This is a genomic window from Actinacidiphila oryziradicis (genome assembly GCF_005047355.1).
In the GTDB taxonomy this organism is placed as follows: Bacteria; Actinomycetota; Actinomycetes; order Streptomycetales; family Streptomycetaceae; genus Actinacidiphila; species Actinacidiphila oryziradicis.
The window spans coordinates 72,146-93,252 of record NZ_SUMC01000026.1 but is presented as its reverse complement, the minus strand read 5'-3'; the positions used below and the strand labels follow the sequence as shown (position 1 = coordinate 93,252).

Here is a 21,107-nt window from a genome sequence, read left to right as displayed (position 1 = left end):
CCAAATGGTCTCGCTTTGATCACATCAGGCGTAAACCATCTCCCAATGCGGACATTTGGAACGCAGACAGACGCCCGCGAAACGGACTGTTAACACAACTTCCGGTGACAAGTGTCCGCTATCCGGGCACCCACGGCTGAAAAGAGGTTGCGGTCCACCCCTGGAGCCGTTGAAACTCTACGCGGGTCATCATGTCTCGTGGGCCCGTTGTCGCGCTGCCGTCATTGGCGTAACCACGACAAAGCCTCCCGCCACACGAAAAACGGCCCGGCCCCCTCGCTGACGCGAGGGGGCCGGGCCGTTTCATATGCCGTATGTCGTACACGCGCAACCTCAGCGGCGGGAAGGATTACCGCTTGGCGCGGGAGGCGGCGCGGCCGCGCTCCTTCTGGTCCAGGACGACCTTGCGGATGCGGACGGTCTCGGGGGTGACCTCGATGCACTCGTCGTCGCGGCAGAACTCCAGGGACTGCTCCAGGGAGAGCCTGCGCGGCGGCACCACGTTCTCGGTGTTGTCGGCCGAGGCGGCGCGCATGTTGGTGAGCTTCTTCTCCTTGGTGATGTTCACGTCCATGTCGTCGGAGCGCGAGTTCTCACCAATGATCATGCCCTCGTAGACCTCGGTGCCGGCCTCGACGAAGATGACGCCCCGCTCCTGGAGGTTGATCATCGCGAAGGGCGTCACCGAGCCCGTGCGGTCCGCGACCAGCGAGCCGTTGTTACGCGTGCGCAGCTCGCCGAACCAGGGCTCGTGGCCCTCGAAGATGGAGTGCGCGATGCCCGTGCCGCGGGTCTGGGTCAGGAACTCGGTACGGAAACCGATGAGGCCCCGGGACGGGACGATCCATTCCATGCGGACCCAGCCGGAGCCGTGGTTGGTCATCGTCTCCATACGGCCCTTGCGGGTCGCCATCAACTGGGTGATGGCGCCGAGGTACTCCTCGGGGGAGTCGATGGTCATCCGCTCGATCGGCTCGTGCAGCTTGCCGTCGATCTGCTTGGTGACGACCTGCGGCTTGCCGACGGTGAGTTCGAAGCCCTCCCGGCGCATGGTCTCGATGAGGATGGCGAGCGCCAGCTCGCCGCGGCCCTGGACCTCCCAGGCGTTGGGGCCCTCGGTGGGCAGCACCCGCAGCGAGACATTGCCGACCAGCTCGCGGTCGAGGCGGTCCTTGACGAGGCGGGCGGTGACCTTGTGGCCCTTGCCGCCCTTGCCGACGAAGGGGGAGGTGTTGGTGCCGATGGTCATCGAGATCGCGGGCTCGTCGACCGAGATCAGCGGGAGGGCGATCGGGTTCTCCGGGTCGGCGAGGGTCTCGCCGATCATGATGTCCGGGATGCCGGCGACCGCGCAGATGTCACCGGGGCCGGCCGACTCGACGGGCCTGCGGGTGAGCGCCTCGGTCATCATCAGCTCGGTGAGGCGGACCGAGGAGATCGAGCCGTCGCGCTTGATCCACGCGACGGTCTGGCCCTTCTTCAGGTGGCCCTGCTCGACACGGAGCAGCGCGATACGGCCGAGGAAGTTGTCGGCGTCCAGGTTGGTGACGTGGGCCTGCAGCGGCGCCGCGTCGTCGTAGACCGGGGCCGGGACGCTGCTGAGCAGCGTGGAGAAGAACGGCTCCAGGCTGTCGCTGTCGGAGGGGACGGTGCCGTCCTCCGGCTTGGTGAGGGAGGCGATGCCGTCGCGTGCGCACGCGTAGACGATCGGGAACTCGATCTGCTCCTCGGTGGCGTCCAGGTCGAGGAAGAGGTCGTACGTCTCGTTGACGACCTCGTCGATCCGGGAGTCCGGGCGGTCGGTCTTGTTGATGCAGAGGATCACCGGCAGCTTGGCGGTGAGCGCCTTGCGCAGCACGAAACGGGTCTGCGGCAGCGGGCCCTCCGAGGCGTCGACGAGGAGGACGACCGCGTCCACCATCGACAGGCCGCGCTCCACCTCGCCGCCGAAGTCGGCGTGGCCGGGGGTGTCGATGATGTTGATGGTGATGACGTCGCCACCCCCCTTGGGGTGGTACTTCACGGCCGTGTTCTTCGCGAGAATGGTGATGCCCTTCTCGCGCTCCAGGTCGTTGGAGTCCATCATCCGGTCGTCCAGATGCTGGTGAGCGGCGAAGGCACCGGCCTGCTTGAGCATGGCGTCTACGAGGGTCGTCTTGCCGTGGTCGACGTGGGCGACGATGGCGACGTTACGGATGTCATGGCGCGTGGGCACTGCGGCGCTTCTCCCGGGATTGTGGGTGGCGGCGCGCCCCCTTCGGCACGCCCGCTCGCCGGGCGAGTCAAGCCGCGGCCTCACCCCATGGTACGGGGCCCTGGCGACATCGGTCGCCCGGTCGATTTTTCGCGGGCCGCCCCGCGTTCGCGCGGCCTCTAAGAGGCCGCGCGAACAGGCGGGGTGGAGGAAGGAGCGGGGCGAGGGGCAAGTCTGGCAAGGCGGAGGTGGGGGCACCTCCCAGCGGTAGCTGGGGGAGGAGGCGACGCGATGGGGGTGCCCCCTGCTCGAGCGGAGCCGAGAGCTTGGTGGGGGCACCTCCCGGACGGAGTCTGGGGGAGAGTCGTTGACCGACGACAACGCCGCCAGGCGCCGCCCATCAGCACGCGACGCCGCCCCGCCTGTTCGTGCGGCCTCTTAGCGCTTCGGCGCCGTCACGGCTTTGCGGAAGCCGATGTCCTGGTAGCGCGGGGTCGCGAGGCCGAAGGCGCCCGCGTTTGCGACGGAAGGGGCCAGCGCGACGAGCTCGGGGCGCTGGAAGAGGGGGATGGAGGCGGCGGCGGCCCAGATACGGGCGTCGGCGCGGGCTGTGAGGCGGCGGGCGTTGGCGGGGTCGAGTTCGGTGGCGGCCTGGTCGAGCAGCAGGTCGATCTGGTCGGTGCCGACGCGGGTGTAGTTCTGCTCGACGGTGAGCGAGCCGTCGGGGGCGGGGAGCGGCTTGGCGAAGATGGGGCGGGCGTCGGTGGCGGGATAGGCGGTGCCGGGCCAGGAGTAGAGGGCCAGGTCGAAGTCTCCGGAGGCGACGTGGTCGCGGAAGAAGCTGTCGTCGGCCACGCGCAGCACGCGGGTGCGGATGCCGATCGCGGCGAGGTCGCGGGCGATGCGGTCGCCGGCCCGGTCCAGAGCCGGGGAGGACCGCGGCAGGACGAGGCGCAGGGTGAGGGGCGTCTGCCACTCCTTGCGCTTGAGCTGCTTGTCGTCGGCGGGGGCGGGGCCGCCGGCGGTCCCGGCCGCGGCGGCGAGCAGGGCCCTGGCGGATTTGACGTCGGCGGTGCCGAGGGCGGAGGAGTGGTCCGCGTAGCCGTCCTGGGAGGCGAGGAGGAAGTGGTTGCCGAGGGGCTCATAGGGCAGGCCGAGAGGTTTGAGTGCGGCGGTGGCGAGGGCCCGGCGGTCGATGGCGCGGGCGACGGCGTGCCGGACGCGCTCGTCGGCGAGCGGGCCGGAGCTGCCGTTGAGGGCGAGCTGGGAGTAGGACGCCCCGGGGGCCTTATGGAGGGACAGGTTCCGGTCGCGGTGTGCGGCGGTGTAGTCGGAGGGATCAATTTCGGCCACATCGAGCTTTCCGGCCGCGATCGCGGCGGGCCGCTCGCCGCGATCCACCGCGGTCAGCACGATCTGGTCCAGCTTGGCGGGCGCGCCCCACCACCGCTTGTTGCGGACGAGGGTGACGGTGCCGGCGCGGGGATCCACTGCCCGCACCGCGAAGGGGCCGGCTGCCGCGGGGAGGCCGGTGCGGGCGGCGTCGTTGAAGGCGTCGGCGCGGGCGGTCACGGCCCGGGGGTACAGCGGGGTGAAGAGGGCGCGCCAGTCGGCGTAGGGCTTGGCGAACGTCACCCGGACCTCGCGGGCGTCCGCGCCCTGCTGGATGTCCGTGATCCGGTCGTACCCGGCATTGCGCGCCGTCCAGTACGCGCTGTCCCTGCCGCGCAGCGCCTTCCACTGCGCGGCGAAGTCGGCCGCGTCGATCGCACGGCCGTCGCTCCACCGGGCTTCGGGGTTGAGCTTGTACGCGACCACCTGCTTCGGCTCGGTCGCCACGACATCCGCCGACGCCAGATAATCCTCGTCCCGCTGCGGGCGGCCCCGCCCGTCGAGCCGGAAGAGCGCGGGCAGCGCCGCACCCGTCACCAGCCGCGTCGTGCCGTCGGCGCCCGGCTGGAAGGCGTTCAGCGTGCTCGGCAGCGCGTCCACCGCCCAGCGGAGCTTGCCTCCGTCCCGTACCGCCGCCCGCGGATACGCCGCCACATCCGTGCCGGCCGCCGGATCCTCCGCCGTACCGGAGGAGCACCCGGCCAGTACCAGGACGGCGGCCAGACCCGCGACGGCCGCCGCTCGACCGCACGGAACGGGCCTCACCATGCGCACGCTGCTGGACATCATCGAATACCTCCGCGGGCTCTACGGGCGCCGGCCCGGTCCGGCGTACGCCGTGGGCATGATCACCTGGCGGTATTTGTCGCTTATCGCACCTACTCAAAGCGACGGCGCCGCCCTCGCCCGGCCGACACGGCGCGATGCGGCTCCGGCGCCACCCGGGCGGCCCATCGGCGGAACGCCCGGGAAGCTGCGCGAAAGGCTCTGTGGCCCCGCGGGCCGAGCGGTGTGAGGATGGCAAGGAAAGGTTCCGATCGGTGCAGATCCCTTCCCAAGCACGACTGTGACGCGCGACACTCGCTGGGCGTCAGCGTCGCACCCGCAGAGTGGCGGAGGTGAAGGTCCGGTATGTCCCTTCAGGAAGAGCTGGATACCGTTCAGCATCGGCTGAATGATCTGCTCCGGTGTGTGAGCCGGCTGGAGCAGCAGGTCGGTGGCAGTCTCGACATGCGGCGCGTACGCGCCGACGCGACGCGCCTCGGTGAGAGCATGGCGCTGCTGCGCGAGAGCGCGCCGAAAGAAGCCGCACGGGAACGTCCGGAGATGGTGACGATCCCGGACGCGCCGTACGACCCGAAAATGTGGGCCGGAGAGCGGGACGACGAGGGTCTGGGGTCCCCGTACCGGCACGCGCCGTAGGCAGGGCGGCAAAGGCGCCGATCCCTGCCCCCACTCCTCCGGAGTAACCCTTGGCCACCGAAACCTCTGAAGCATCCGAGATCTCTGACGGCAGTCATCCCACCCGCCACGGCGTCCACGCGCCGGGGCGGGCGGCGATCGCGGCACCACACCTGCGCACCGACAGGTGGTGGGTGTCACCGCTGGTGACCGCGCTCGGGCTGACGGCATTTGTCGCGTACTCGACGTGGCGGGCTTTCGCGAACAGCAACTACTACACCGAGCCGTACGTCTCGCCGTTCTACTCCCCCTGCCTCGGCACCAACTGCGCGGACATGCCGCTGGGCGCCCGATGGCCGCTGTTCGGGGACTGGTGGGGGCTCTCCCCCGCCCTCCTGGTGCTGATCTTCCCGCTCGGCTTCCGGCTGACCTGCTACTACTACCGCAAGGCGTACTACCGCGGCTTCTGGGCCGCGCCACCCGCCTGCGCCGTCCCCGAGCCGCACGCGAAGTACACCGGCGAGACGCGGTTCCCGCTGATCCTGCAGAACATCCACCGGTACTTCTTCTACTTCGCGATCCCGGTCGCGGGGATTCTCACATACGACGTCGTGCTCGGCTTCCGCGACCAGCACGGCCACTGGGGCCACGCCGGTCTCGGGACGCTCATCCTCCTCATCAACATCGTCCTGATCTGGGCGTACACCTTCTCCTGCCACTCCTGCCGGCACATTGTCGGCGGCCGCCTCAAGCACTTCTCCCGGCATCCGGTCCGCTACCGCCTCTGGAGCTGGGCCGGGAAGCTGAACACCCGGCACATGCAGCTCGCCTGGGCCTCGCTGATCAGCGTGGCGGTCGCGGATTTCTACGTCTATCTGGTCGCCAGTGGCGCGTTCCACGATCCGAGGTTTTTCTGATGACGCAGGTCGAGCGGCACACCTACGACGTGGTCGTGGTCGGCGCGGGAGGCGCCGGTCTGCGCGCCGCCATCGAGGCCCGCGAGCAGGGCATGCGGACAGCGGTCATCTGCAAATCGCTCTTCGGCAAGGCCCACACCGTGATGGCCGAGGGCGGCATCGCCGCCAGCATGGGCAACGCCAATCCGAACGACAACTGGGAGACACACTTCCGCGACACCATGCGCGGCGGGAAGTTCCTCAACCACTGGCGGATGGCCGAACTGCACGCCCAGGAGGCCCCGGACCGGGTCTGGGAGCTGGAGACCTGGGGCGCGCTCTTCGACCGTACGAAGGACGGCCGGATCTCCCAGCGCAATTTCGGGGGCCATGAGTACCCGCGCCTGGCGCACGTCGGCGACCGGACCGGCCTGGAGCTGATCCGCACCCTCCAGCAGAAGATCGTCTCATTGCAGCAGGAGGACTTCCGCGAGCACGGCGACTACGAGGCCCGCCTCAAGGTCTTCCAGGAGTGCACGGTCACCCGCGTCCTCAAGACTCCGGCCGACAGCGGCTCCGCCGCGGGCCCCAAGGTGAGCGGCGTCTTCGGCTACGTACGCGAAAGCGGCCGTTTCTTCGTCATCGACGCCCCCGCCGTCGTGCTGGCCACCGGCGGGATCGGCAAGTCCTTCAAGGTGACCTCCAACTCCTGGGAGTACACCGGCGACGGGCACGCCCTGGCGCTGCTCGCGGGCGCGCCGCTGATCAACATGGAGTTCGTGCAGTTCCACCCCACCGGAATGGTCTGGCCGCCGTCGGTGAAGGGCATCCTGGTCACCGAGTCCGTGCGCGGCGACGGCGGGGTGCTGCGCAACAGCGAGGGCAAGCGCTTCATGTTCGACTACATCCCGGATGTCTTCAAGGAGAAGTACGCCCAGTCCGAGGAGGAGGCCGACGGCTGGTACACCGACCCCGAGCACCATCGCCGGCCGCCCGAGCTGCTCCCCCGCGACGAGGTCGCCCGCGCCATCAACTCCGAGGTCAAGGCGGGCCGGGGCTCCCCGCACGGCGGTGTCTTCCTCGACGTCTCGACCCGGATGTCCGCCGAGGAGATCAAACGGCGGCTGCCGTCGATGTACCACCAGTTCAAGGAGCTCGCCGACGTCGACATCACCGCCGAGCCCATGGAGGTCGGGCCGACCTGCCACTACGTGATGGGCGGAGTCGACGTCGACCCCGACTCGGCCGCCGCCACCGGCGTCCCCGGGCTCTATGCCGCCGGCGAGGTCGCGGGCGGCATGCACGGCTCCAACCGGCTCGGCGGCAACTCCCTCTCCGACCTGCTGGTATTCGGCCGCCGGGCCGGCCTGCACGCCGCCGAGTACGCGGCCGCCCAGACCACCCGCCCCCTTGCCGACGGTACGCAGATCGACGACGCCGCTGCCGAGGCGCTGGGGCCGTTCAGCGTCGAGGACGGGGCGGAGAACCCGTACACCCTCCACCAGGAGCTCCAGCAGACCATGAACGACCTGGTCGGTATCATCCGCCGCCAGGGCGAGATGGCCGAGGCCCTCACCCGCCTCGACGCGCTCAGGCTGCGCGCCCGCCGCGCCGGGGTCGAGGGGCACCGCCAGTTCAACCCCGGCTGGCACCTCACGCTCGACCTGCGGAACATGCTCCTGGTCAGCGAATGCGTCGCGCGTGCCGCCCTCGAACGTACCGAGAGCCGTGGCGGCCACACCCGCGACGACCACCCCGAGATGGACCGCCGCTGGCGCAAGGTGAATCTCGTCTGCGCCATCGCCGACGACGCCGGCCCCGGGCAGATCGCACTCACCCGCCGCGACATGGCTCCGATCCGCGCCGACCTGCTCGACCTCTTCGAACAGGACGAGCTGCTCAAGTACCTCACCGACGAGGAGCTGAGCGCGTGAGCACCTACCTGGCCCACTTCAAGGTCTGGCGCGGCGACCCCGACGGTGGCGCCCTCCAGGACTACGACGTCGAGGTCAACGACGGCGAGGTCGTCCTCGACATCATCCACCGCCTCCAGGCCACCCAGGCCCAGGACCTCGCCGTCCGCTGGAACTGCAAAGCCGGCAAATGCGGTTCGTGCAGCGCGGAGATCAACGGACGGCCCCGGCTGCTGTGCATGACCCGCATGTCCGTCTTCGGGCGCGAGGACGTCATCACCGTCACCCCGATGCGGGCGTTCCCGGTGATCCGGGACCTGGTGACGGACGTCTCCTTCAACTACGCCAAGGCGCGAGAAATCCCCGCGTTCGTCCCCCCGGAGGGGCTGAAGCCCGGCGAATACCGGATGACCCAGGACGATGTGGAGCGGTCCCAGGAGTTCCGCAAATGCATCGAGTGCTTCCTGTGCCAGGACACGTGCCACGTCGTCCGCGACCACGAGGAGAACAAGGCCGCCTTCGCGGGGCCGCGATTCCTGATGCGCATCGCCGAGCTCGACATGCACCCTCTTGACGCTGCCGCCGAGGCTGGGCTGGACCGCAAGGTCTCCGCCCAGGACGAGCACGGGCTCGGGTACTGCAACATCACCAAGTGCTGTACGGAAGTGTGCCCCGAACACATCAAAATCACCGACAATGCGCTCATCCCGCTCAAAGAGCGGGTCGTCGACCGCAAGTACGATCCCCTGGTCTGGCTGGGTGCGAAGATCCGTCGCCGGGCGTAACGGTTGCCGGGTACCCCGGCGCGGGTTCGCCCCGCCTGCCGGGGCCCTCGCCGGGCCGGCCGCAGCGGCTGTACCGGGTGCCCCCGGCGAAGCACCGCCCCGCCCATGGTGGGCACCCGGCGCCGGCAGCCTCAGCCTCAGAAGAGGCTGAGGAGTTCGTCCACGGTCATTTCACGGGTCGGCTCACCGCCAGGAATCGCAAGTTCGAACCAGACCGTCTTGCCGCGGTGGGTGCGGCGGGCGCCCCAGCTCTGGCTCAGCAGGGAGACGAGCTGGAGCCCTCGCCCGCCCTCATCCGTATCGCGGGCGCGCCGCCGCCGCGGCTGGGCGAGGGCTTCGTCCCAGACCTCACAGACAAGGGTGCGGTCCAGCAGCAGGCGCAGCCGGATCGCCCCGTCGCCGTGCCGGAGGGCGTTCGTGACGAGTTCGCTGACGAGGAGTTCCGAGGTGTCGATGAGTTCGTGGTGGCCCCAGGCCGAAAGCTGCTCGCGGGTGAGTTCGCGGGCGCGGGCGACCGACTTGGGGTCGGCGTCGAGGGTCCAGTCGCCGACGGAGCCGCTCGGGATGCCTTGGACGCGGGCCATGAGGAGGGCGATGTCGTCCTCGCCATGTGCGGTGTCGAGGCGGGCGAGGACATGGTCGCAGACGTCTTCGAGCGGGCGCTCGGGCTCGTCCAGGGCTTGGCGCAGGGACTCCAGGCCCTCGTCCAGCGGGTGGTTGCGGGACTCGACGAGGCCGTCGGTGTAGAGGGCGAGCAGGGCGCCGTCGGGCAGCTGGATCTCGATTTCCTCGAAGAACTCGCCGCCGACGCCGAGCGGCAGTCCCTCGGGTACGTCGAGGAACATCGCGGGCTCGCCGGGTTCGACGAGGGCGGGCGGCAGGTGGCCGGCGTTGGCGATGATGACGCGCCGGGTGACGGCGTCGTAGACGGCGTAGACGCAGGTCGCGAGGTAGACCTCGGAGAGGTCGTCGGGGCTGGAGCCGCCGCGCTCCTTGCCGGCGTGGCGGCTGCCGCTGTCGACGCCGCTGTCGGTGGGGGTGCCGAGCCCGCGGGCGACCTCGTCGAGGGCGCTGAGCACGTCGGCGGGCTCGATGTCGAGCAGCGCGAGAGTACGTACGGCGGTGCGGAGTTCGCCCATCGCGACGGCGGCACGCAGACCGCGGCCCATGACGTCGCCGACCACGAGAGCGGTGCGGTGGCCGGGGAGTTGGATGACGTCGAACCAGTCGCCGCCCACCTCGGTCTCGACGTTGCCCGCGAGGTAGCGGCAGGCGATGTCGAGGCCGACGGCCTCGGGGTTGCCGGGGGGCAGCAGGCTGCGCTGGAGGATCAGGGCACGCTCGTGCTCGCGGCGGTAGAGGCGGGCGTTGTCGATGAAGACGGCGGCCCGGGCGGCGAGTTCCTCGGCGATCAGCTGGTCGCGTTCGGCGAAGGGTTCGCTGCCCTTGGCGCGGGCGAAGCGGACGAGGCCGAGGACGGTGTCGCGGGCGACGATCGGGACGACGAGGGTGGACTGGACGAGCCCGCCGCCGAGGAGGGAGTCGCCGTCGACGGCCAGCACCTGGGTGCGGGCGGTGCGCAGCACGCCGGCGCAGGCCGAGCTGAAGGGGTAGCGGTGGACGGCACCGACGGGCACGGGGCCGGCTTCGTGGTCGTACGGCGACATGGCGACGGGGGCGTCGGATATGGCGCTGGCGAACGCCACCCGGCGGACCTCGCCACTGCCGTCGGTGGTGCCGACGGGGCCTTCCTCGCCGCGCAGCAGGGCCTGGTAGAGGTCGACGGAGGCGAGGTCGCAGAAGTGCGGTACGGCTACGTCGAGCAGCTCGCGGGCGGTGGTCTCGAGGTCGAGCGAGCTGCCGATCCGGCTGCCGGCCGCATTGAGCAGGGCGAGATTGCGGCGGGTGTCGGCGGCCTCCCGCTCGGCCCGTTGCCGGCTCGTCACATCGGTGGCCAGGGCGGCCACCCCGATCGGCCGCCCGCTGCCGCTGTGCAGCCGGTACAGCGAGAACATCCAGCGCCTGCGGGACCGGCCCGGCAGGGTGCCGACGACCGGCATGTCGGTGACCGGCTCGCCGCTCTCCAGCACCTGGCGCAGCGCGGAGGTGAGCCGGTCGGCCTCGACGCGGGAGAGGAAGTCGTAGGGGTCGAGGCCGCGGACCTCGGCGGCGGGGCGCTGCCAGATCTCGGCGAACCGTTCGTTGACCCGCAGCAGTCTCAGGTCGGTGCCGAAGAGCATGAAGCCCAGCGGTGCCTGTCCGAAGACGGCCTGTGAGGAGGCCAGGTCGGTCTCTATCTGGCGCAGTACGCGGGCCTCGACGGCGATGCAGGACGCGCCGCGGCCGCCGGCGCCGTTCTCCGCGGGCATGACGTAGACCTCGGCGAGCCCCTCGGTGCCGTTCGCGTCGCGGTAGGGCACGAGGCCGACCCACTCGCGGCCGTCGAGGATCTCGGCGATGCGCTCATGCCCTGCCTGCCACTGGTCGGGCGGCATCAAGGCGGTGATGGGGTCCTTGCCGACCGCCTTCGCGGCGGAGAGGCCGAAGAACTCCTCGGCGCGGTCGCTCCACTGCTCGATGCGGCCGTCAGGGTCGAGGGTGAAGGCCGCGACTCGGATGTAGTCGTAGATCGTGCCCACCTGGCTGGCCTGCCAGGTGCTCTGGCCCGGGATCACCGGGTTCCGGGACACGGCGTCGTCGAACGCGGCGTTCTTGGGCACAGCCCTCTGAGCCACAGGGTTCTGGGGCACCGCGGCCCCGGCTGGCACGTCGCTCACTTGCCCGACCCCTCCAGCTCGCTGAGGTGTATCCCCGCACTGCCGCACGGGCCATCCGGTCGGCCCGGCAGCGTGCGGACCGGCTCCGTCCGAGTATTCAGTATTCCCACCACTTCGCACACGGTCTTGACGATCACATCATCATCTCGGCCGGAACGGCCACCTCAATTGCCTCATTCAACTACCCTGTACTGCTAGTTCGAACCGTCAAGGCCCCTTTCGGGGGTCCCTCGGGCACAGCGGTAGGGGTAACCCTCAATCACCGGGCGGCCTGGTCCTCGACGGCAGCGCGAGCTCGAACCATACGGTCTTGCCCAGCGAACCGTGCCGCGTGCCCCAGCGACGGGAGGCGCGGGCGACCAGCTGCAGGCCACGGCCGCCTTCGTCCTCCTCGGTGGCGGCCCGCTCGCGGGGCGGGTCGGGCAGCGGATCGGACACTTCTACGAGGAGTGAAGTACCGCGCACCATCCGGACGCCGATGGGTCCGTGCGCGTACCGCAAAGAATTGGTCACGAGTTCGCTGACCAACAGCACGGTCACATCCGTCATGGGCTCCAGCCCCCATTCGGCCAGCGTCTCGCGGACGTGCCAACGGGCCTGGCGGACCGCGCCGGGCTCGGCGGGGAAGGTCCACGAGGCCGTGCTGCCCTCGGGCAGCACGCCGAGCCGGGCCACCAGCAGTGCCACGTCGTCCGGCTCGCGGCCGGGCACCATGGCGGAGAGCAGTTGGTCGCAGGCGTCCTCCAGGGTGCTGAAGGGCCGTTCCAGGACCGAGCGGGCCCGTTCCAGGCCGGTGCTGATGTCCTCGCCGCGCCTCTCGATCAGGCCATCGGTGTACAGCACCAGCACCGAGCCGTCCGGCACGTCCAGCTCCACCGACTCGAAGTCGACCCCGCTGACCCCCAGCGGCACCCCCGCCGGGGTCTCCACCAACCGCACGTGCCCGTCGGGGCCGACCAGCAGGGGTGGCGGGTGGCCGGCCCGGGCGATGACGGCCTGCCGGGTCGACGGGTCGTAGACCGCGTACACACAGGTCGCCATCCACCCCTCCACCGGGCTCTGGGCAAGGTCGTCGCCGAGGTCGTTGACCCTGCGCAGCAGCTCGTCGGGGGGCATGTCGAGCCCGGCCAGGGTCCGTACGGCGGTACGGATCCGTCCCATCGTCGCGGCGGCCCGCAGCCCGTGGCCCATGACGTCCCCGACGACCAGCGCGATCCGCCCGCCGGCCAGCGGGATCACATCGAACCAGTCGCCGCCCGCCTCCGCGCCGCTCTTGCCCGGCACATACCGGTAGGCGATCTGCACGCCCGGCGGCTCCGGCACGGTGCGCGGCAGCAGGCTGCGCTGGAGCATCAGCGCGCCCTCGCGCTCGCGCGCGTACAGCCGGGCGTTGTCCAGCGAGGCCCCGGCCCGGTCGGCTAGCTCCACCGCCAGCGTCATGTCGTCCTCGTCGAACGGCTCCCGGTCGCCGGCCCGGCTGATCACCAGCAGCCCCAGCACGATGCCGCGGGCTCGCAGCGGGACCGCCAGCAGCGAATGAATGCCCAGGTCGAGCGCTGCCTGGACCTTCGGATCGCCGAGATAGGTCGCCCCGCGCAGCCGCTCGGGGTCCGACACCAGCTGCGGCTTGCCGGTCTGCAGTACGGTCTCGAAGATCGAACCCTTGGTGATCTTGATTACCTTGCCGACCCCGATCATCTTGTCGACCTGCGGGCCCGTCGTCACCGCCCCGATCCCGAGCTGCAGCATCTCCGTGGCCCCGGAAATCCGCGGCAGCTCCCCGCCGTCCGTGACCGACGCGTGCAGGATCACGCCCGAGTAGTCGCTGAACCGCGGCACCACCGCCTGCGCCAGCTCCGCCGCGATCCGCCGTACGTCCAGCAGGTCCGCGATCCGCACACCCACATCGTTGAGCAGCGTCAGCCGCTGCCGGTGCCGCTCGATCCTGGCGTGCGCCCGGTGCCGCTCGGTGACATCCATCACGATGCAGCTGATGCCCAGCACCCGTCCCCCGCGGTCCTCCAGCCGGTGGTACGACACCGAGCGGTAGCCGACATCGGTACCGCCCGGCGCGGGCATCAGGAAGTCGATCACCGGACGGCCCGTGACCAGCACATTCTGCTGCAGTGTGACCAGCTCGTCGGCGACGCCCGGGTTGACGATGCCGCGCACGCCCCGGCCCAGATGCTCGGCGGCCGGGCGGCCGTTCATCCGCGCGAGGGCCTCGTTCACCCTTACGTAGCGCAGCTCCGTGTCAAAGATCGCCACCCCGAGTGGTGAGGAGTCGAACAGCGCGTCCAGCGCCGCCAGCTCCTGCTCCATCGTGCGCAGCCTGCTCGTCTCGGCCGCCGACGCCAGGACGAACGGGTGGCCGTCCCCGTCCACCAGCAGCGCGGCCCGCGCCTCGACCTGGACACTGTGCCCGTCCCTGTGGCGCAGCGTCAGCACCCCGTTCCACCGGCTGTCCCTCAGCAGATCCGCCAGGATCCGCTCCCCCGGCCCCGGCGCCGGCACGGCGGCGACGCGGCGGGCGCCGCGATGGACATTGCCGTTCCCGGCGCCCTTGTCCCTGTCGTCGCCATTGCCGTTCTCGGCGGCCAGCAGGGTCCCCACGCGACGGCCGACGATCGCCTCGCCCGGCCAGCCGAGGATTTCTTCCGCGACCGGGCTCCAGAGCAGGACACGGCCCGACATGTCCAGCATCACGACGGCCATACGCAGCGTGTCCAGCAGCGTCCCGGCCGTCGGGTCCAGCTCCCCCTGGCCCCTCGGACGCGGCGGCCCCGGCTTCAGTCCGGCAGGCCTCTCACGCGCGCACAACTCTTTGGCGCCAGGGGCCGCCGCCGCCTCGCTCTCGCTGGGGTCGCCGGTGCCGCTCACGCCGTTCACATCCCTGAACTTAACTGACCAATGCTCCCATACCCGATATTCCGCCCCAGCTACCGCGACGGGCGTCATGGCGGTCTCCCGCCCACCCACCGCTCCCCGGCACCGACAGGTGCCTGAGCGTAAAGCCCGACGGGGCGATTCAGCCATGCTACGGATGCCCATCGAACGCCCTGCCGCCGGTACCGGTGACCATCACGGCAGCCGGGGCCGCGGTCCCGGCCACAGAGGTGGTCAGTCCGCGGGCGCCGCTACGCCGAGGCGGGCCGCTGCCCAGGCGACGGCGGGGCGGTCCTGGTCCAGCCAGGGGACGGTGCCGAGGGAGTCGGGGGTGAGCCAGCGGAGCTGATCGTGGTCCTGGAGGGGCTGGGGGACGCCGGAGAGGAGACTGGCGGTCCAGGCCCGCAGAAGGAGGCCCGGACGCAGGGGCCATTCGCCGGGGATGCGCCGGAGGGGCACGACATGGATGCCGAGCTCTTCGCGGAGCTCGCGCACAAGCGCCTCCTCCTCGGACTCGCCGGGCTCGACCTTGCCGCCGGGCAGCTCCCAGCGACCGGCCAGCTCGGGCGGGGCGCTGCGCCGCGCGGCGAGCAGCCGCCCGTCCCGCAGGACGGCCCCGGCGACGACCACGCGCATTGTCATGGGCGAATACTAAGAGGCCGTCCGGCCAGGCCCTACGAGGCCCGGCGGATGATCCGCTCGATGACGTAGAGCTGCCGGCGCCCGCGGGTATCGAGGGTGTCGGCGACGCGCTCGGCCTCCTCACGGGTGGCGTAGCGGCCGACGCGGTAGCGGTTGCCGTTGGCGTCGTCCTGGCGGATGACGGCCCAGAGCAGCTGGTCGCTCATCGGGCGGCCTCCGCGAGACGGGTGAGGTGGGCGACGTTCGCCCGGTCGTCCTCGTCCTCGCTGGCGGCGCCGGCGAACCAGGCGTCGAGGATCTCGGCGAGGAGGGGGGCGCTGGTGAGGCGGAGGCTGAGCGCGAGGGCGTTGGCGTCGTTCCATTTGCGGGCGCCGTCGGCGGTGTAGGCGTCCCCGCAGAGGGCGGCGCGGACGCCGGGGACCTTGTTGGCGGCGATGGACGCCCCGGTGCCGGTCCAGCAGCAGACGACGGCCTGGTCGGCGCGCCCGTCCGAGACGTCCCGGGCGGCGGCCTCCGCGCTCCAGGCCCAGTCCTGGCGGTCGCCGGGCCGAAGGGCACCGTGGGCAAGCACAGTGTGACCGCGGCGGCGCAGCTCGTCGACGACCAACCGTGCCAGCGGCTCATCCATGTCCGAGGAAACGGCGATGCGCATATGCCCGACCCTACGCCCGAACAAGAATCCATGGACACGTTCGGACAGCATTGGACGTGAAACCGCCGCACCCAGCCGAGGAGTTGACCGATTCTGTCAGCGGACCGGCAGGTGATAGGCGGCCCGGTAGCGGTCGGCGGGGAAGACAACATCGGCGGTCTCGACGGGGCGGCCACCGGAGAAGAAGGTGCGCCGGATCTCCAGGACGATGTGCCCCGGGACGCCGCCCAGAGCAGCGGTCTCCTCGGCGAGGCCGGGGCGGGCGCCGACCTCCTCGGTGAGATTGTCGACGACGAGGCCGAGCAGGGCCATCCGCTCGACGACCCCCTGGCCCGCCAGCGGCCCTTCCTCCGGAAGCAGGACGGGGGTGCGGCCGGTGACGGCCAACGGCTCCCAGGAGGTGGAGAGCATCATCGGCTCGCCCTCGGTGCGGAAGAGGTACCGGGTGCGCATGACGCGGTCGCCGGGCTGGATCCTCAGCCGTTCGGCGACCCGGGGGCCGGCGGTCTCTTGGGCGCTACCGGCCTCCCAGGCGCCCTTGAACCCCTCGTCGCCCTGCTCCTGGCGGAACGGCGAGCAGCGACCGGCCGACGGCTGGTAGCCGGTGCGGGCGACGCGGCGCGGCTCGGGGCGCTCGCGGACATATGTACCGGAGCCGGAGCGGCCCTCGACGTAACCCTCCGCCATCAGGACCTTGCGGGCCTCCAGGGCGACGGTGTCCGAGACGCCGTACTCGGTGCGGATCCGGGCCTGAGAGGGCAGCCGGGTGTGCGGAGGGAGGGTGCCGTCCAGGATCTTCTGCCGCAGGTCGTCGGCGACGCGAAGGTACGCGGGCTGCTCACCGAAAGGCACGTGCCCCTCCCTCGATTTGACTCACCGCGACAGCTTCGCAACTCAGGGTTGCCAACCGCAAGCCATGGCCAAGGCATCACTGCTCTTGGGCGGAACAAAGCCCGGTCCTCGCGGCGGCCCGCCGGCCGCCGCGAGGACCGGGCCCATGGGTCCCGATCACGGTGTCGCGGTCAGTGCTGGCCGGGCGCCTTGCGACGCCGTACGGCGAAGAGCACGCCGCCGCCGGCCACCAGCAGGACGGCGGCACCGGCCGCGGTCATGCCCATGCCGGAGCTGCCGGTCTCGGCGAGGTCGCCGCCGGAGGCGCTGGGAGCGGCGGTCGGCGCGGCCGAAGCGGAGGCCGAGTCCGACGCGGAGGGGGTGCTGGACGGCGTCGCGGCGGCGCTCGGGGTGTTCGGAGTGCTCGACTCGGGCGCGGTAGCGGCCGGGGTGGACGGCGCGGCGGAGCCGGCGGCCGGGGGGGTGGTGGCCGGGGACGAGGGGACGACCTGGGCGGTGCAGTCCTTCGAGCCGCCGTTCCAGGACGTGATCAGCTTGTCCTTGATGACCGCGCCGTTCGGGCCTTCCGGCAGGGGGCCGTGGCCTGCGCCGGTCCCGCCGTCGTACTTGATGCTGCCCTTGTAGAGGTCGACCTGCGCGAAGCAGCCGACGTCCGGCACCGAGACATCGAGGGTGTCGGTACCGCCGGACTTGACCGAGACGGTGTCCCAGTCGTGGAAGACCTGCTTCCCGGAGGTCGCGAAAATGGCGCCGTGGGTGCGGTACGAGGCGAGCGACGCGGTGCAGTTGGCGGCGTCCTTGGCGACCCTGACCTGGACGTGGACCTTGCCGTCGGCGCCGGGCTTGAGGGTGAGGTCGTCCACCTTGACGTACGACGCCCAGCTGTTGCCGTCGAGGGAGAACTCGCACTGGTCGGCGGTCGAGGCGGGGTTGGCCGGGCCGGGACCATTACCGGGCTTGTAGCCGCCCTGGTGGGTCGTGACGGCGGAGGGTGACACGTCTCGATATGGACATGCAGTTCCCAATCTGGCGATACGGGGCCCGGGCCGGGGAGCGGCAGGACGGCCGCCCTTCCCCGTAAAGGGCAGACCGAGACAGAGCCGGGCGTGGGTTCAGAAGAACACTGGGCACTGCGGCCCCAGTGGCATCACGCATCGTGGTTCGTGCCGCACTCACCTGTCAACTCGCTGCAGGGCGAGAAGAGATGATGGTCCCTTACGCCTCGGAATCACCGTTCCTCAACGCTGAGCGGAGTGAGTCCTGGCTCGGAACGCGCGTCCCGAACGGTGTTGGACGCACTGGTCGCCCGCGTTCGCGTCCTTGGTGGCGGCACCCGTCTCGCCGCCGCCGACGGCCGACCTGATCGGCGACCCTGCCTCCTGACGCGGCCTCAGGGAGCCCGGCAAGGAAAGAAGGAGGAGAGGACACATACGCACCCCGGCCGGACCGCCGGCTCGGCCGGCCTGCGGCCGAACGAGAGCATCGGCCTGGCCGACCGGGCCCGGACGCCGAGGGCTCCCTGTCCCGGCCACGACCGGGACAGGTGCGGGGAGTTCCACGACGTGGTGCGCCCGGCCGCCCAGCACACGACCCATGCCCGGGTGGCGGCCGTCCTCGCCCGGATCCTGGACGAGGGCAAGGCCAAGGGCGTCTTCACCGCCGACGTGGACGCCCTGGACCTGCACGCGATGATCAGTGCCTTCTGCTTCTTCCGCGTCGCCAACCGGCACACCTTCGGCGCGCTGTTCGGCCGCGACCTCACCATGCCGGACCGCCGAGAGCACTACCGCACCATGCTTGGTGACATGGTCATCGCCTATCTCACGGAGGACGGGGGCGAGCAGCGGGTCAGTCCGTCGGGTCCCTGACCCTGGCGGATCAGTGAGGCCTTCCGGGCGCCGCACCAGGCCACACGAGGCCACACCAGGCGGCGCCGGACGAGAATTCCGCGCTGCCGCAGACGACAGGATCCCGGCGAGGTCTATACCAATCGGCTCGGTGGTATTACCCTCTAGCCGGATGCCCCAGCTGACCCGATCGACGGCGGCGGCTCTTCGCCGCCGGCTTCCCGGGCAGACCTGTCTGCCCGGCCCTCCCCCCCCACCTGACGTGCGGTCCTGCCATGAGCGTCTCCGGGCCTGACCGGCACGACGGACGCCAAGGAGATCGACACCATGCTGCCTCGCAGAACCATCCTCAGAGCCTCCGCCGCCGCACTGGCCTCCCCCGCGATCCTCACCAGCCTGGCAGGCCGCGCCTCCGCCACCGCGTCGACGCTCAGCATTGACGTGCAGAACAACACCGGATCCAACACCGTCTACGCGTACGTCACCGGCCTGGCCATCGACAACGGCAACGCCTGGTACTTGCTCCAGGCCGACGGCCAGACCCCCTACTACCCCTCCTCCCCCTCCTCCACAGGCGCTCCCCTCGCGGTGGACTGCGCGATCCCGCTGAACGCCTCCGGCGCCGGCGCCAAGCGGATCACCATTCCCCGGATAGCCGGCGGCCGGTTGTGGTTCTCCGTCGACCAGAAGCTGACCTTCCTGCTCAACCCCGGCCCGGCCCTCGTCGAGCCCTCGGTGAGCAACTCCTCCGATCCGAACATCAACACTCAGTGGGACTTCTGCGAGTTCACCTTCAACAGCTCGCAGCTGTACGCGAACATCAGCGCCGTCGACTTCGTGGCGATACCCATCTCGCTGAAGCTGACCAACAGTTCGGGCGGCACCCAAAGCGTGGCGGGCCTGCCGGCCGGCGGGCTGGACACCGTCTGCGCCGGGCTGACCGCCCAGCACGCCTCGGACGGCCAGGGGTGGGACCAGCTGATCGTGACCTCGGGCGGCCAGAATCTGCGGGCACTCAGCCCGACGAACGGCATCGTGCGCAACTCCTCGCTGTTTTCCGGGTACTACTCCGCGTATCTCAACCAGGTCTGGTCGAAGTACGCGTCCACCCCGCTGTACGTCGACACCCAGGCGTCCTGGGGCACCCTCACCGGGACGGTGTCCGGCGGCCTGCTCACCTTCCCGGGCGTCGGGACCTTCTCACAGCCCTCCAGCGCCGACATCTTCAGCTGCAACTCCGGCCCCTTCAACGTCTCTTCGGCCGAGATGGGCGCCATCACCGCCCGGATCAGCGCGGCCCTCAACCGCAGCACGCTGCTGTCCGACGCCAACCAGCCCGACGGCGAGAGCCCGGCCACGTACTACACGACCACGCCGACCAACCACTACGCGCGGCTCGTGCACGCCACGTCCAGCGACGGGCGCGGCTACGCCTTCCCCTACGACGACGTCACCCCGAACGGCGGCACCGATCAGTCGGGTTACGTCAGCGACGGCAACCCCACCCTGCTGACCGTCACCCTCAACGCCGTCCACGGCAGCGGCACCACCACCCCGCCGGCAGGGGGCTCCGGCAGCGCCTTCTCCACCATCCAGGCGTCCTCCTACACCAGCCAGTCCGGCACCACCACCGAGACCACCACGGACACCGGCGGCGGCTACGACGTGGGATACATCGCAGGCGGCGACTGGCTCGGCTACGCCAACCTCGACTTCGGCAGCGGCGGGGCGACCCAGTTCGTCGCCCGCGTCGCCTCCGGGGCCGCCGCCAATGTCAGCGGTCTGGTCCAGGTCGCGCTCGACAGCCCCACCGCCACCCCGGTCGGCAGCTTCTCCCTCGCCAGCACCGGCGGCTGGCAGACCTGGGTGACCGTACCGGCGAACATCAGCAAGGTCACCGGCGTGCACACCGTCTATCTGACCTTCGCCAGCGGACAGCCGGCGGACTTCGTCAACCTCCACTGGTTCACCTTCGGCGCCTGACGCGTCGCGGCACGCGCCGGTCAGGTCGGAACAGGGCAGCATGATCCGCCGCTGCATCATCCGGCGGAACCGCCATGCCGACGACCGGCGCCTCCGCGATGGTGTGCGCCAGGTGGCGATGAAATGCGACTCCACCGGCTCCCTCTGCGGCAATCTGCTGGGCGCCCTGCACGGCGATGTGCGGCTGCCGCAGCAACAGCTGGCGCGGGTTGAGGGGCGCGCCACGATCGCCGCGCTCGCGGACGACTTGGCGGCCGAGGCGCGTCCGGGCGAATCGCGTCCATGGATCTATTGAGCAAGCGGAGGCCCCGTACCATCGGGTGGTGAGCCACACGCGAGCGCCTACGGGGAGACAGCAATGGCGTATCTGAGCTTGCCCGAGGTGGAGGCGCTGGCGCGCCGGGCCCATGCCAAGCAGGTCGACAAGGCGGGGCGGCCGTATGCCGAGCACCTGGCGGCGGTGGCGGGCGGGGTCGCGGAGCGCGGGGGCTCGCAGGAGCAGATCGCCGCCGCATGGCTGCATGACTCGGTCGAGGACGAGGCGCTGTCACGCGAATGGCTCGACGGGGCCGCGCTGCCGCAGAGCACGAAGGACATGGTCCTGGCGGTGACCAAGCGGCCCGGGGAGAGCGTGGAAGACTACGCGGCGCGCATCCTGGCCACGCCCGGGGCGTTGCTGGTCAAGGAGGCCGACCTCGCGCACAACGCGGATCCGCAGCGGCTCGCGGCACTCGATCCGGCGACACGGGATCGGCTGACCGCGAAGTACGCCCGGGTGCGGGGCCTGTTGGGGCTGGCGGCACCGTAAGCCGCGACGGCGTGGGCGGCCTGATGCCCGATGGCGGTGCGATCCATTCCCGGGGCCGGCTTTTTTCACACGCTCTTGC

The 21,107-nt window shown here is 70.7% G+C and carries 16 protein-coding genes and 1 pseudogene; 8 read left to right on the top strand and 9 right to left on the bottom strand.

Going from position 1 to position 21,107, the window contains the following annotated elements; translation table 11 throughout:
- Positions 1-349: 349 nt before the first annotated feature.
- Positions 350-2,215, bottom strand: a complete 1,866-nt coding sequence (gene typA, locus FCI23_RS25525) for a translational GTPase TypA (protein ID WP_136726269.1) — start codon at positions 2,213-2,215, stop codon at positions 350-352.
- Positions 2,216-2,632: 417 nt separating this feature from the next.
- Positions 2,633-4,375 carry an ABC transporter family substrate-binding protein gene (locus FCI23_RS25520; protein WP_136726268.1) on the bottom strand — a complete coding sequence of 581 codons (1,743 nt, stop codon included), beginning with the start codon at positions 4,373-4,375 and terminating at the stop codon, positions 2,633-2,635.
- A gap of 342 nt (positions 4,376-4,717) precedes the next feature.
- Here FCI23_RS25520 and FCI23_RS25515 point away from each other — a divergent pair, with 342 nt between their 5' ends.
- Genes FCI23_RS25515 through FCI23_RS25500 form a run of 4 tightly spaced genes read left to right on the top strand, consistent with a single transcriptional unit; the run spans position 4,718 to position 8,581 of the window.
- On the top strand, positions 4,718-5,008 hold the full coding sequence (locus tag FCI23_RS25515; protein WP_136726267.1) for a hypothetical protein: 291 nt from the start codon (positions 4,718-4,720) through the stop codon (positions 5,006-5,008).
- A 50-nt stretch (positions 5,009-5,058) separates the two neighbouring features.
- A complete protein-coding gene (locus FCI23_RS25510; protein ID WP_407646029.1) occupies positions 5,059-5,904 on the top strand; it encodes a hypothetical protein in 846 nt (281 codons plus the stop codon).
- A complete protein-coding gene (locus tag FCI23_RS25505) occupies positions 5,904-7,817 on the top strand; it encodes a fumarate reductase/succinate dehydrogenase flavoprotein subunit (protein WP_136726266.1) in 1,914 nt (637 codons plus the stop codon). The genes FCI23_RS25510 and FCI23_RS25505 overlap by 1 nt, the downstream gene beginning before the upstream one ends.
- Positions 7,814-8,581 carry a succinate dehydrogenase/fumarate reductase iron-sulfur subunit gene (locus FCI23_RS25500; RefSeq protein ID WP_136726265.1) on the top strand — a complete coding sequence of 256 codons (768 nt, stop codon included), beginning with the start codon at positions 7,814-7,816 and terminating at the stop codon, positions 8,579-8,581. The genes FCI23_RS25505 and FCI23_RS25500 overlap by 4 nt, the downstream gene beginning before the upstream one ends.
- 137 nt (positions 8,582-8,718) lie before the next feature.
- Here FCI23_RS25500 and FCI23_RS25495 read toward each other — a convergent pair whose 3' ends face one another.
- The 7 genes from FCI23_RS25495 to FCI23_RS25465 all read right to left on the bottom strand — a co-directional run bounded on the left by FCI23_RS25495 (position 8,719) and on the right by FCI23_RS25465 (position 17,388).
- Complete coding sequence (locus tag FCI23_RS25495) at positions 8,719-11,358, bottom strand: SpoIIE family protein phosphatase (RefSeq protein ID WP_136726264.1); 2,640 nt, start codon at positions 11,356-11,358, stop codon at positions 8,719-8,721.
- A 255-nt stretch (positions 11,359-11,613) separates the two neighbouring features.
- Complete coding sequence (locus tag FCI23_RS25490) at positions 11,614-14,247, bottom strand: SpoIIE family protein phosphatase (RefSeq protein ID WP_246143979.1); 2,634 nt, start codon at positions 14,245-14,247, stop codon at positions 11,614-11,616.
- A 231-nt stretch (positions 14,248-14,478) separates the two neighbouring features.
- Positions 14,479-14,886 (bottom strand): (deoxy)nucleoside triphosphate pyrophosphohydrolase, encoded by a 408-nt coding sequence (locus FCI23_RS25485; RefSeq protein ID WP_136726262.1) that lies wholly within the window; start codon positions 14,884-14,886, stop codon positions 14,479-14,481.
- A gap of 32 nt (positions 14,887-14,918) precedes the next feature.
- On the bottom strand, positions 14,919-15,092 hold the full coding sequence (locus FCI23_RS25480) for an SPOR domain-containing protein (protein WP_136726261.1): 174 nt from the start codon (positions 15,090-15,092) through the stop codon (positions 14,919-14,921).
- Positions 15,089-15,538: an RpiB/LacA/LacB family sugar-phosphate isomerase gene (locus FCI23_RS25475; RefSeq protein ID WP_136726260.1), complete on the bottom strand. Its 450-nt coding sequence runs from the start codon at positions 15,536-15,538 to the stop codon at positions 15,089-15,091. Before FCI23_RS25475 ends, FCI23_RS25480 begins: the two co-directional genes overlap by 4 nt.
- Positions 15,539-15,634: 96 nt before the next feature.
- Positions 15,635-16,390 (bottom strand): GntR family transcriptional regulator, encoded by a 756-nt coding sequence (locus FCI23_RS25470; RefSeq protein ID WP_136726259.1) that lies wholly within the window; start codon positions 16,388-16,390, stop codon positions 15,635-15,637.
- A gap of 170 nt (positions 16,391-16,560) precedes the next feature.
- Positions 16,561-17,388, bottom strand: a complete 828-nt coding sequence (locus FCI23_RS25465) for an LAETG motif-containing sortase-dependent surface protein (RefSeq protein WP_246143977.1) — start codon at positions 17,386-17,388, stop codon at positions 16,561-16,563.
- Positions 17,389-17,988: 600 nt separating this feature from the next.
- On the opposite strand from FCI23_RS25465, the pseudogene FCI23_RS25460 reads away from it, so the two are divergent.
- From FCI23_RS25460 to FCI23_RS25445, 4 genes and pseudogenes are all read left to right on the top strand, one after another.
- Positions 17,989-18,258 (top strand): annotated as a pseudogene (locus tag FCI23_RS25460) (hypothetical protein); the annotation flags it as partial.
- Positions 18,259-18,564: 306 nt separating this feature from the next.
- Positions 18,565-20,220: a beta-1,3-glucanase family protein gene (locus FCI23_RS25455; protein ID WP_136726257.1), complete on the top strand. Its 1,656-nt coding sequence runs from the start codon at positions 18,565-18,567 to the stop codon at positions 20,218-20,220.
- Positions 20,221-20,260: 40 nt separating this feature from the next.
- The gene (locus tag FCI23_RS25450) at positions 20,261-20,515 is read left to right on the top strand and encodes a hypothetical protein (protein ID WP_407646028.1); all 255 of its coding nucleotides are present in this window, start codon (positions 20,261-20,263) and stop codon (positions 20,513-20,515) included.
- Between the two features lie 63 nt (positions 20,516-20,578).
- The gene (locus tag FCI23_RS25445; protein WP_136726256.1) at positions 20,579-21,028 is read left to right on the top strand and encodes an HD domain-containing protein; all 450 of its coding nucleotides are present in this window, start codon (positions 20,579-20,581) and stop codon (positions 21,026-21,028) included.
- Positions 21,029-21,107: the final 79 nt, after the last annotated feature.